The following is an 11,873-nucleotide window of genomic DNA, read 5'->3' as shown; positions in this document are numbered from 1 at the left end:
GAATGAAAAATCGGCGTCCGTTCCGTGCCCCCCGCTCTGTCGTGCGCTGGGCGGCTCAGTCGACGGGCCGGTCGAGCACGTCCTGCACCGACGCAAGGATCTCGGTGACCCGCAGCCCGAACCCCGCGTCGCACGCGTGCGGACGGCCGGTGCGGGCGGCGGTGAGCAGCGCGTCGGCGGCCCGGGAGAACGCGGGCAGCGCGCCCTCGGTGCTCTCCGGGAGAGCCGTCACCCCGCTCGCGCCACGCAGTTCGACGGCGGTGCCCGCCGCCGCGGGCGGGGCGGTGAGGCTGAGGGTCAGGGTGCTGGAGGCGCCGGTGACGTGGTCGAGGACGGCGTGCACGGTGTCCTGCGGGCCGTGCGCCGCGGCCGGCACGCCGGTCACGTCGCCGAGGACCGGCAGCAGCACCGACAGGGCGTGGGGGCCCACGTCCCACAGGGCGCCCTTCTCGCGCCGCCACGGTGACGCGGCGAACGGGCTGTCGTCGCTGCTGAACACCGCGCCCAGCCACTGGGCGCGGCCCACGAACCAGCCGTCGCTCGCGGCCTGCTCGGCGATCCATGCCTCGGGCTCGCTCTGGAAGCGCGTGGTGAAGAAGACGACCGAGGCGACACCCGACCGGCGCGCGGCCTCGGCCACGGCCCGCCCCTCGGCGACCGTCGGGGCGAGGGGCTTGTCGAGCAGCAGATGACACTCCGCCCGCGCCGCCCGCACGGCGAGGTCCGCCTGCACGGCCGGGGGCAGCGCGACGGCCACCGCGTCCACCTCGTCGAGCAGGGCGTCCACGTCGTCGTAGGCGCGCGTGCCATGACGCTCCGCCAGCTCCTTGGCGGCGGCCGGGCGGCGGCCCCACACCCCGACGAAGTCCAGCTCGTCGTGTCCGCTCAGGGCGGGGGCATGCACCATCTGCGCCCAGGGGCCGGTGCCGAGCAGTCCGATACGCATGCGTTGCCTCTCCCACGGTCCGAACATCGCGAGGACCGGCACGAATGCCGCCGGTCTGGCTGAGAGTGTCACACGAATGGCGGAAAGGGATACCGCGCGCTGACGCAGGCGGTGGGTGCGGAGGCGTCGGGGATCGCACGGGGGCCGGCCCTGGCGCCGGGGGTGTATGGGGGTGCGCCGGGGTGAGAGATTCCGCGCACTGCGCCCGCGCGCCTTCCGCCGGCGGACAGTGAGTGGCCCGGCTGCCCGGCTGCCGGGGGCAATGTGCACCTCCCGGGATCGTCCGTCGGCGCGGCGCGGCGCGACCCGAGGGCGTTGGGGGGGGCGGCGCAGGGGCTGCCGAGGGGCGGCTTGTGAGGTTGCCCTGACGCAGGTCTGCCGAGAGCTGGCGGCAGTCGGCCACCGATGCTGACCCGAGGCCCGCCCGACGCACGGCGCCCGACGCCCTGCATCGGAAGCCCGCCTCTCGCCTCCCGCAAGACTGGTGACTTTGCCGGTCCCTCCAGCTGCGGTCCCCCTCGACAGTGGCACGGCCAGTCAGTCGGCGGCGCCCCGCCGGGGGGACCCATGGGCAGTGCATGGTGCTTCCTGTGCCCCGGGCGGGCGGCTCGCCACGATCGAGAGGACGACTCGTCGTGCTGCAGCACCCGCGCACCACCCCCTCCACCCCCGCCACCCCCGTCTCCACCCCGTCGCGCAGAGGCGCCGGCCGCCGTGCGCGCCGGCTCGCCGGAGCCGCCGCGGCGATCGCCGCCGTCGTCGGGCTCAGCACCCTGACGAGCCCCGGCGCCCACGCGGCCGACAACCCGTACGAGCGCGGCCCGGCCCCGAGCACCTCCAGCATCGAGGCGGCCCGCGGCCACTACTCCGTCTCCGACACCACCGTCTCCTCCCTCGCCGTCACCGGCTTCGGCGGCGGCACGATCTACTACCCGGCCACCACCGCGGACGGCACCTTCGGCGCCGTGGCCATCTCGCCCGGCTACACCGGCACCCAGTCCTCCATCTCCTGGCTCGGCCCGCGCCTGGCCTCCCAGGGCTTCGTGGTGTTCACCATCGACACCCTCACCACGCTCGACCAGCCGGACTCCCGGGGCCGCCAGCTCCTCGCCGCCCTGGACTACCTCACCGAGCGCAGCTCGGTCCGCAGCCGCGTCGACAGCACCCGGCTCGGCGTGATGGGCCACTCCATGGGTGGCGGCGGCAGTCTGGAGGCCGCCAAGACCCGTCCCGCCCTCCAGGCCGCGATCCCGCTGACGCCCTGGAACCTCGACAAGAGCTGGCCCGAGCTCACCACACCGACGCTGATCGTGGGCGCCGACGGCGACTCGATCGCCCCGGTCGCCTCCCACGCCGAGCCCTTCTACAACAGCCTGCGCGGCTCCCTGGACCGCGCCTACCTGGAGCTGAACAACGCCACCCACTTCTCCCCGAACACGTCCAACACGACGATCGCGAAGTACAGCGTGTCCTGGCTCAAGCGGTTCATCGACAACGACACCCGCTACGAGCAGTTCCTGTGCCCGCTGCCCCGCCCGAGCCTGACCATCGAGGAGTACCGGGGCAACTGCCCGCACACCTCCTGACCCACCGGCCCGGCACGCTGTGCCCGTGCCCCGGCGGACATCGGTCCGGCTGGGCGCGGGCACACGCCGTTCGCCCGCTCCACCGGGTGAACGGGCAGGTCATAGGCCGCACAAGTCGCCGTTCGCTCGCGGACGTTCGGCTTCCGGGCCTCGCTACTCGCCCGTAGCGTCACGGGAATGACCGGACAGACGACCGCGACGGCACCCCCACAGCTGTACGGCCGCCGCTCCCGACTGCACGCGGTGGAGGCGCTGTCGGACCGGCTCGCATCGGGCGGCGCCGTACTCGCCGTGACCGGGGAGCCCGGCCTCGGCCGCACCACCCTCCTGCACCACGCGGCCCGCACCTTCACCGCCGGCCCCGTCCTCCACGTCCGCACGGACCCCACCGCCCCCGGACGCCCGTACGCCGACCTTCGCGCCCTGCGGCGCAGCGCGGGCGCCCCCGGAAAGGGCGCCCCCAAGGAGGACGTCACGGCGGACACGGCGGCCGGTGACCTGCTGGACGCCCTGCGCGCCACGGCCGCACACGCCCCCCTGCTCGTCTGCGTCGACGACGTGCACCTCTGGGACCCCGCCTCGCGCACCGCGCTGGCGTGCGCGGCCCGCCGGCTGCACACGGCGGGCCGCGTCGGCCTGCTGCTCTCCACGCGCGGCCCGCTCGCCCGCGACTTCGCCGGTCTGCCCGTACTGCGCCTGCACCCGCTCTCCACGGCGGACGCCGACGCCCTCCTCGACGAGGCCACGGGCGGGGAGGTCCCACCCGAACTCCGGGCGGACCTCCTGGAGGAGGCGGCGGGCAACCCCGCCCTGCTGCTGGCCCTGCTGCGCCGTCTCTCGCCCGCCGAACTGTCCGGCGAACGCGTGCCTGCCAGGCCGCTGGCCGACGCCGCCGCGCTGACCGGCGTGGTGGGCCGGTGCCCGGGCGGGACGGCGTGGGCCGACGCGGACGACCTGCTGCTGACGGTCGCCGCCGCCCTGCGGGAACCGGACGCGGGGGACGTCGACGCCGGCCTCGTCCAGCGCGCCCTGAACGGCCCCGCTCTCGGCCGGGATCCGTTCCCCGAGGCGCTGGCCCTGACCGACGGACGGTTCCGCTTCCACTCGGGCCTGGTCCGCCGGGCCGTCCACGCCGGCGCCGCTCCCGACCGCCGCCGCGCCGCGCACCGCGCCCTCGCCCGGGCCCACGAGGCCGCCGGGCACCGCCTGCTCGCGCTGCTCCACCGGGCCTGGGCCGCCACCGGTTGCGAACCACTCCTCGCGGAGGAACTGTCGGCCGCCGCCGCGACGGCCTCGGCCTCGGCCCGGCTGCGCTCCGTCGCCCACGCCCGTGCCGCCGAGCTGACCCCGCAGGCCACGCTCCGGGCGGACCGCCGTACGGACGCCGCCGAACAGGCCCTGCTCGCCGGGAACTCCCGGCACGCGCTCCGGCTGCTCCCCGAACCGCCCGGAGAGGCGACCCCGCCGGCCGTGCGCGGGCGCGCAGAACTCGTACGGGGGATCGCCGAGCGGTACGACGGACCGGTCACCGACGCCCACGCCTCCCTGCTCTCCGCCGCCCGGTTGCTGGCCGGGACCGCGCCCGCCCGGTCGGCCGCCGCCACGCTGGCCGCCGCCGACGCGGCGTGGGCGGCGGGCCGCATGACGGAGTGTCACGAGGCGCTGACCCAGGACGACACGGACGCCGGGCGGGCCCCTCACGGGCCGGCGCGGGACTACCGCCTCGGCATGCGCGCCGTACTCGAAGGCCGCTTCGACGCGGCGGAACCGCACCTGCGGCGGGTGGTCGGGCACGCCCTCACCGGCGACCGGCCCGACACCCTGCTCAGGTCCGTGGCGGCCGCCCTGCTGCTGGGCGACCCGGCGTCCGCCGTGCGGGCCGGCACCCGCGCCCTCGCGGCGGCCAGGAACCGCGGATCCGGCGCGCTCGAACCCCGCGCCCTGGAGTACCTCGCCTACGCCGAACTCCGCGCCGGATGGCACGCCCAGGCCCGGACGCACGCCGAGGAGGGGCTGCGCGCCGCCGAGCGGGCCGGGCAGCGCAACACGGCCGCCCACCATCACGCCGTACTCGCCCTGGCGGCGTCGATCGAGGGGGAGCCGGACGTCGTCACCGGGCATGTGTCGGCCGCGCTCGCGACCGCCCGCCGGCACGGCCTGGCCCAGGCGGCCACCCTCGCGCACTGGGCCGCGGCCCGGGCCGACCTGGGACGCGGGCGCCCGCTGGACGCCGCCGACCGGCTCGGACCGCTGGTGCGGCCCGGTCCCCGGCGCGGGCACTTCGCGGTCTGGATGCTCGCGGTGCCCTGTTACGTGGAGGCCGCCGTGCTCGCCGGACGTCCGCAGGAGGCGCGGCCGATCGTCGCGGACCTCGAAGTCTGGGCCGGTCTCGGCGCCGACCCGCACGCCCCGGCCCAACTGCTGCGCTGCCGCGCCCTGCTGGCCGGGCCGGAGGACGCCGACGAGCTCTACCTGCGCGCACTGGACCTGCACGAGCACACCGCCGGCGACTTCGAACGCGCCAGGACCGAGCTGCTGTACGGGAAATGGCTGCGCCGCAGGCGCCGGCTGCGGGAGGCGCGCGACCGGCTCGGGGCCGCGCTGGTGGGCTTCGAGCGCTGTGGCGCCGGGGTCTGGGCGCGGCAGGCACGCGGTGAGCTGCGGGCGAACGGAGCCGCGCCGAGCGGGGAGGGACCCGGGGCGCTGGCCCGGCTGACGCCCCAGCAGTGGCGGATCGCGCGATGTGTGGCCGACGGCGCCACGAACCGGGAGGTGGCCCGTAGCCTGTCGGTGAGCACCCGCACCATCGACTACCACCTGCGCAACGTCTACGCCGCGCTCGGTGTGCGCTCCCGGGTGGAGCTGGCCCGCATCGTCGAACAGGCCGAGAAGTCCGGTGCACGCCTCTAGGGACCGACCGGGCGGTATGTCATTCTTCGGGGCAGCACGAGTCAGCCGCCGGCCGGCGCGCGGACTGCCCGGCCGACGGGGAACCGGCGGGTGGTTTCGCGCGTGGGCGCCGTCGGCCCACACCCTGGGGGGAACCGCGATGCAGCAAGCCCTTCGGCCACGAACGGCGTTCCGCAGCGCACCGGGAGCCGTGCCGCAGCCGCGGACGCGGCCCGGCCGGTCGCTGATCGACGCCGACGCCCTGCGTGTCCTGCACCGCGCGGCCCGGGTCCTGCTGGCCGACCTGCCCGAGCTGACCGACCGGCTCGTGGCCGTCCTGCAGGACCAGGAACCGGCCTACCGGGCCGCCATGGAGAACGACCCCGGCACGACCTGGCAGGAGGCGCAGCGCTCGCTGCGGCACAGCGTGGCCTCCTTGCTCGACCCACGCGGCACCCGGGACGCGGCCCGCCGCTGCACCTGGCGGATCGGTGCCACCCGCGCCGAACAGGGCCTGCCGCTCGACGCGTTGCTGCACGCGTTCCGGCTCGGCGGCTCCCTGGTGTGGCAGAGCCTGGTCGAGGAGACCTCACGGACGGCACCGGAGGACGTACGGCTCCTGGTGCACGTGGCGTCCGACATGTGGAACTTCGTCGACGAGCACTGCACCCTCGTGGCCGAGGCCTACCGGCAGACCGAGCGGCAGCTGACCTGGCGGCGCGAGAACCGGGTGCGACTGCTGACCGCCGCCCTCCTCGACGGCGCCGCCCGCATCGCCGACCTGCCCGAGGCCGCCCGGGCCCTGGAGCTTCCGGAGCAGGGCCGGTACGTGGTCGTCGCCGTCACCGGCGGCACGGCCGAGGGATGTGCGGCGGCCCGGTCCGCGGTGGCCCCCGAGGGTGTGCGCGTGCACTGGCACACGGCCGTCGAGGTGGACTACGGCATAGTCCCGCTGGCGGAGGGCGAGCTTCCGGAACCCGCCTCCCCGCATCCGGGCGTACGCATCGGTGTGGGCGGGGCCGTCGAGGGACTGGCCGCGGTGGGCGGCGCCCGGCGCCAGGCCGACACCGCGCTGCGGATCTGCCCCGAGGAGGGGGGCACGGTCCGGCTGGCCGCGCACCTGCCCGCGGCCCTGGTCATCTCCGGCCACGAACTCGGCACCGCCCTCGCCGACCAGGTCCTCGGCCCGCTGTCGCGCCTGGAGCCCGCCGACCGCGACGTACTGCTGGACACCCTGACCGCCTGGCTGGACTGCGACGGCTCGGCCCAGCGAGCCGGCCGCCGGCTGTACTGCCATCGCAACACCGTCCTGAACCGCATCCGCCGCTTCGAGCACCTGACGGGCCGGTCCCTGTCCCGCCCCTCCGACCTGGTCGAGATCAGCCTGGCGCTGACCGCCCGCCGCCTGCTGCGGCCCTGAGCCGCACCACCGCCCCCTGGGCATCCGCACAACCCGGCAACCGCGCGCTTGGGACCTCGCCCCGACCGCGCCCCCAGGCCTGTACCGCTCTTCACCGCCCGTGCTGTCGTGAGCACCCCTTCCCCCCGAAGCCCGCGCCGACAGGCGCGGATCCGAGGAGTCGTGATGCCCGAAGCACCACCGGACGATCGCGCCGTCCTGCGCGTCGAGAAACTCGACGTCATGTACGGCCGCGCCCTGTCCGCCCTCCGCCAGGTCTCCCTGACGGTCCCGCCCGGCGCGGTCGTCGCCCTGCTCGGCGCCAACGGCGCGGGCAAGTCGACGCTGCTGCGCGCCGTGTCGGGAACCCTGCGCCTGCACCGCGGCGCGGTCACCGCCGGCCGTATCCGCTACGGCGACACCACGCTCGACGGCCAGGACCCGGTCGCGGCGGTCCGCGCCGGAGTCGTCCAAGTACCCGAGGGAAGGCGGGTGTTCGCCGGGCTCACCGTTGACGAGAACCTGCGCGCGGGAGGCCTCGGCCTCGGCCGGCGCAGCCCGGCGCTGGTGCGGGAGGCCCGCGACCGCGTGTTCGCGCTCTTCCCCCTGCTCGCCGAACGCACCGGCCAGGCCGCCGGTCTGCTGTCCGGAGGGGAACAGCAGATGCTGGCCATCGGCCGCGCCCTGATGGCCGCGCCGCGCCTGCTCCTGCTCGACGAGCCGTCCCTGGGCCTCGCCCCGCGCATGGTGGAGCGGATCGCCGAGGTGATCCGCGAGATCAACGCCCAGGGCACCGCCGTCCTGCTGGTCGAGCAGAACGCCGGCATGGCGCTGTCGCTCGCCGACCATGCCCACGTCCTGGAGGTCGGCGAGGTACGCCTGTCCGGCCCGGCCGCGGAACTCGCGCGGACGGACGCGGTACGCCGTCTCTACCTCGGCGAGGCCGCCGACGAGCAGGGGGCCGCGTGAGCGCCCGCACCGACCCGCCCGTCCTCGAGGTCCACGACGTCACCGTCCGGTTCGCCGGACTCACCGCCCTCGACGGCCTCTCCCTCACCGTCGCCCCGGGCACGGTGCACGCCCTCATCGGCCCCAACGGGGCGGGCAAGTCCACCTGCTTCAACGTCCTGTCGGGCCTGTGCCGCCCCGCCACCGGCACCGTCCGGCTCGGCGGCACCGAACTCACCCGGCTCGCCCCGCACCGGATCGCCGCCCTCGGCGTCGCCCGCACCTTCCAGAACATCGTCACCACCGAAGGCTCGGTCGCCGACAACCTGCTGCTCGGCCGGCACGCCCTTTCCCGGGCCGGCTTCGCCGCCAGCGCGCTGCGCCTGCCCAGCGCCGTACGCGAGCAGCGCGAACACCGCGCCCGGGCCCGGGAGATCGCCGAACTCGTCGGCCTGGGGGCGCACTTCGACACCCCCGTCGCGGCCCTTTCGTACGGCGACCGCAAACGCGTCGAGTTCGCCCGCGCCCTCTGCCTGGAACCACGGGTGCTGCTGCTCGACGAGCCGGTGGCCGGCATGAACGCCGCCGAACGCGTCCGCACCGCCGAGGTCGTACGGGACGTGCGGGCCCATCTCGGGCTCTCCGTACTGCTCGTGGAGCACGACATGGGCCTGGTGATGCGGCTCGCCGACGAGGTCACCGTCCTCGACTTCGGCCGCCGCATCGCCCACGGCAGCCCCGAGGAGGTCCAGCGGGACCCCGAGGTGCTGCGGGCCTACCTCGGCACCGGGAACCCTCAGGAGGGCGCCGCATGACCGGACTGCTCGACCACGTCCTCGGCGGGCTCGCCCTGGGCTCGGTCTACGCCTTGGTCGCCCTGGGCTTCGTCATCATCTTCAAGGCCTCGGGCGTGCTCAACTTCGCCCACGGCTCACTGCTGCTGCTCGGCGGCTACCTCACCGCCGTACTCCACGACGACCTCGGCTTCGCCGGCGCCCTCGCGCTCGCCGTGCTCGCCACGGCCGCCGTCGCCGGAGCCGTGGACCGGCTGCTGCTCCAGCGCATCGGCCAGGACCCGCGCGCCGCGCACGTGGCGACCATCGCCACCATCGGCGTCGACATCGTCCTGCTCACCGACCTGGCCCGGCGCATCGGCGGCGACCTGCTCACCCTCGGCGACCCCTGGGGCGACTCGGTGCGCGCGTTCGGGCCGGTGACCGTCGCCGACAGCCGGCTCGCCGCCATCGTGGTGTCCGCGGTCGTCATCGGGGCGGTCTTCGCGCTCTTCCGTCACACCTCCTGGGGGCTGTCGCTGCGCGCGGCGGCGGAGGACGTGGAAGCGGCGTCGCTGATGGGCGTACGGCTCACCCGGGTCCGCATGATCGCCTGGTGCCTGGCGGGCGGACTGGCCGCGCTGGCGGCGCTGTTCCTCGCCGCGTTCCCGGCGCCCGGCCTGGAGCGCACCACCGGGCAGATCGCCCTGAAGGCATTCCCGGCCGCGGTCCTCGGCGGCATGGTCTCACCCCCGGGCGCCCTGGCCGGCAGCCTGCTCATCGGCCTGACCGAGGCGCTCGTCGCCGGATACCAGTCCGATCTGCACGTGCTGGGCGAGGGATTCGCGGACGTCGCCCCGTACGCCGTGATGGTCCTGGTGCTGCTGGTGCGCCCCACGGGCCTGTTCGGCGCGAAGGGAGCGGTCCGTGTCTGACCTCGTGAAGTGGGGCAGGCTCGCGCTGCCCGTCCTCGTGCTGTGCGCGCTGCCCTTCTACCTGGACGCGTTCTGGCTGCGCATCGGCCTGTTCGCCATGGCGGCGGCGATCGGCGCCGTCGGCCTCAACCTCCTCGCCGGCACCGCGGGCCAGCTCTCGCTGGGCCACGCCTTCTTCCTGGCGGTCGGCGCGTACGGTTACGTCTGGCTCGCGGGGGAGCCCGGACCCGGGCTGCCCTCCGCGCTCGCCCTGGTGCTCGCGGTGCTGCTGGCGGGCGTCGCGGGCGGGCTGTTCAGCCCCGTCGCGGGCCGGGTGCGCGGCATCTACCTCGGCGTCGCCACCCTCGCCCTCGTCTTCCTCGGCCACCACGTCCTGCTGACCGCGGACTCCGTGACCGGCGGCTTCAACGGCCGAACCGTGCCGCCGCTCAGCCTCGGCGGGTTCACCTTCGCGGACGCCGACCCCGAAGTCGTGCTGCTGGGCGTGCCGTTCGGTGCCGAGGAACGCCTCTGGTACCTCGGCCTCGTGCTGTTCGCCCTCACCTGGTACACCGCCCGTGGCATGCTCCGGGGCCGCCCGGGGCGCGCGCTGGTGGCCCTGCGCGACAGCGAGACCGCGGCCGCGGTGATGGGGGTCGACGTCGCCCGCCACCGTTCGGCGGCGTTCGTCGTCTCCTCGATGTACGCGGGCCTGGCCGGGGCGCTGCTCGCCCTCGGCTTCCGCCGCATCGTGCCCGACTACTTCGGGCTCGCCCTCTCGGTCGACTACCTCGCCATGATCGTCATCGGTGGCCTGGGATCGGTCGCCGGAGCCACCGCGGGCGCCGTCTTCGTCATCGCCCTGCCGCTGCTGATGACCCGTTACGCCGACCACCTCCCGCTGGTCGCCGGACCCGGCTCCGACGGGGGAGCGGTGGGTCCGACCGAGGCCGCCCGCTACCTCTACGGCGCGGCGATCGTGCTGGTCCTGTTGTACGCCCCCGACGGTCTGCGCGGCCTGGCCGCACGCCTGCGCGTCCGCCTGCGCCGCCGCCCCACCCTCGCCCCACCCGCAACCGCCGTACGAGCCAAGGAGCACACCCCGTGAACGTCACCCACCCCACCAGGATCCTCCTCGCCTCGGCCCTGTCGGCACTGCTGCTCGCCACGACGGGGTGCAGCTCCAAGGCGGACGGCGACAACGCCGGCGGCGACGGCGCCGACGGCGTCAAGTCCGGGCCGGGAGTCACCGACAAGACCGTCAGACTGGGCGCCCTGACCGACCTGACCGGCCCCTACGCCACCCTCGGCAAGAGCATCGTGCAGGCGCAGCAGATGTGGGCCGACGAGACCAACGCCGACGGCGGGATCTGCGGCCGGAAGGTCGAGATCGTCGTCGAGGACCACGGCTACGACGTGCAGAAGGCGGTCACCGCGTACGCCGACATCTCCGCGGACGTGGTGGCACTGCCCCAGGTCATCGGATCACCGGTGGTCGCGGCCCTGATCGACGACATCGAGCAGGACCACATGCTGACCTTCCCGCAGGCCTGGGCGGCCTCGCTGCTCGGCAAGGACTCGGTCCAGGTGCTCGGCACCACGTACGACGTCGACATGATCGCCGCCGTTGACTTCCTGACCCGCACCAAGGGCCTGAAGAAGGGCGACAAGATCGGCCACGTGTACTTCGAGGGCGACTACGGCGCCAACGCGCTGGAGGGCTCCACCTGGGCGGCCGAGCGCGCCGGTCTCACGGTGACCGGCCAGAAGATCAAGGCCACGGACACGGATCTCACGGCACAGGTGTCGGCGCTGCGCGCGGCCGGGGTGAAGGCCGTCCTCGTCAGCGCAGGTCCCGCGCAGACCGCCTCACTGGCCGGTGTTGCCGCCTCCCGTGGCCTTCGGGTGCCGATCGTCAGCAGCGCACCGGGGTTCGCGCCGCAGCTGATGAAGACGCCCGCCGCCAAGGCGCTGGAGGCCATGCTGCACGTGGTGAGCGCCGCGCCCGCCGTCAGCTCGGACCTCCCGGGCGTCAAGAGCATGGTGGCCGCCTACGAGAAGAAGTACCCGGGCTCCCTGGTCGACTCCGGTGTCCTGTCCGGCTACAACGCGGCCCAGCTCATGGGCGCCGACCTCAAGAAGGCCTGCGAGGCGGGCAGTCTCGCCCGTGAGGACGTGGTCAAGGCGCACCGCTCCCAGAAGAACGTCGACACCGGTCTCGGCACCCCGCAGAACTTCTCCGACGTCAACGCCCCGGCCAGCCTGTCCACCTACGTCCTGCGCCCCGACGCCAAGGCCCTGGGCGCGCTGGTGATCGCGGAGGAGGCCCACGAGGCACCGGGTGTGGACGAGTACGTGGCGTCCCTCGGAGGCTGACCCCCCGGACACCGGCCCACTCCCCGGCCGGCCCGCGGCACC

General features: G+C 75.1%; 9 protein-coding genes. 8 read left to right on the top strand and 1 reads right to left on the bottom strand.

The genetic code is table 11. The features are described from left to right. Nucleotides 1–55 precede the first annotated feature (55 nt). The gene (locus AB0O67_RS33500; protein ID WP_365458543.1) at nucleotides 56–946 is read right to left on the bottom strand and encodes a Gfo/Idh/MocA family oxidoreductase; all 891 of its coding nucleotides are present in this window, start codon (nucleotides 944–946) and stop codon (nucleotides 56–58) included. Between the two features lie 635 nt (nucleotides 947–1,581). On the opposite strand from AB0O67_RS33500, the gene AB0O67_RS33495 reads away from it, so the two are divergent. The 8 genes from AB0O67_RS33495 to AB0O67_RS33460 all read left to right on the top strand — a co-directional run bounded on the left by AB0O67_RS33495 (nucleotide 1,582) and on the right by AB0O67_RS33460 (nucleotide 11,831). Next, nucleotides 1,582–2,532 carry an alpha/beta hydrolase gene (locus tag AB0O67_RS33495; protein WP_365458540.1) on the top strand — a complete coding sequence of 317 codons (951 nt, stop codon included), beginning with the start codon at nucleotides 1,582–1,584 and terminating at the stop codon, nucleotides 2,530–2,532. A gap of 177 nt (nucleotides 2,533–2,709) precedes the next feature. After that, nucleotides 2,710–5,442: a LuxR C-terminal-related transcriptional regulator gene (locus AB0O67_RS33490; RefSeq protein WP_365458537.1), complete on the top strand. Its 2,733-nt coding sequence runs from the start codon at nucleotides 2,710–2,712 to the stop codon at nucleotides 5,440–5,442. A gap of 139 nt (nucleotides 5,443–5,581) precedes the next feature. Continuing rightward, a complete protein-coding gene (locus AB0O67_RS33485; RefSeq protein ID WP_365458534.1) occupies nucleotides 5,582–6,841 on the top strand; it encodes a helix-turn-helix domain-containing protein in 1,260 nt (419 codons plus the stop codon). 165 nt (nucleotides 6,842–7,006) lie between these two features. Then, entirely contained in the window at nucleotides 7,007–7,789 is a 783-nt protein-coding gene (locus tag AB0O67_RS33480; RefSeq protein ID WP_365458531.1) for an ABC transporter ATP-binding protein, read from the top strand. Continuing rightward, entirely contained in the window at nucleotides 7,786–8,583 is a 798-nt protein-coding gene (locus tag AB0O67_RS33475) for an ABC transporter ATP-binding protein (RefSeq protein ID WP_365458528.1), read from the top strand. Before AB0O67_RS33480 ends, AB0O67_RS33475 begins: the two co-directional genes overlap by 4 nt. After that, nucleotides 8,580–9,476: a branched-chain amino acid ABC transporter permease gene (locus AB0O67_RS33470; protein WP_365458525.1), complete on the top strand. Its 897-nt coding sequence runs from the start codon at nucleotides 8,580–8,582 to the stop codon at nucleotides 9,474–9,476. The genes AB0O67_RS33475 and AB0O67_RS33470 overlap by 4 nt, the downstream gene beginning before the upstream one ends. Continuing rightward, nucleotides 9,469–10,563: a branched-chain amino acid ABC transporter permease gene (locus AB0O67_RS33465; RefSeq protein WP_365458522.1), complete on the top strand. Its 1,095-nt coding sequence runs from the start codon at nucleotides 9,469–9,471 to the stop codon at nucleotides 10,561–10,563. Before AB0O67_RS33470 ends, AB0O67_RS33465 begins: the two co-directional genes overlap by 8 nt. Further along, nucleotides 10,560–11,831, top strand: a complete 1,272-nt coding sequence (locus AB0O67_RS33460; protein WP_365458519.1) for an ABC transporter substrate-binding protein — start codon at nucleotides 10,560–10,562, stop codon at nucleotides 11,829–11,831. The genes AB0O67_RS33465 and AB0O67_RS33460 overlap by 4 nt, the downstream gene beginning before the upstream one ends. The last annotated feature ends 42 nt before the right edge of the window (nucleotides 11,832–11,873 follow it).

The organism is Streptomyces sp. NPDC086077, assembly GCF_040686175.1.
GTDB lineage: Bacteria > Actinomycetota > Actinomycetes > Streptomycetales > Streptomycetaceae > Streptomyces.
Note: the sequence above shows the minus strand (reverse complement) of the source record. Positions and strands in the feature narration are given on the sequence as shown.

Coding starts and splice junctions, on each gene's coding strand:
- AB0O67_RS33500 (WP_365458543.1), bottom strand. CDS start 946: ATGCGTATCGGACTGCTCGGCACCGGCCCCTGGGCGCAGATGGTGCAT.
- AB0O67_RS33490 (WP_365458537.1), top strand. CDS start 2,710: ATGACCGGACAGACGACCGCGACGGCACCCCCACAGCTGTACGGCCGC.
- AB0O67_RS33485 (WP_365458534.1), top strand. CDS start 5,582: ATGCAGCAAGCCCTTCGGCCACGAACGGCGTTCCGCAGCGCACCGGGA.
- AB0O67_RS33480 (WP_365458531.1), top strand. CDS start 7,007: ATGCCCGAAGCACCACCGGACGATCGCGCCGTCCTGCGCGTCGAGAAA.
- AB0O67_RS33470 (WP_365458525.1), top strand. CDS start 8,580: ATGACCGGACTGCTCGACCACGTCCTCGGCGGGCTCGCCCTGGGCTCG.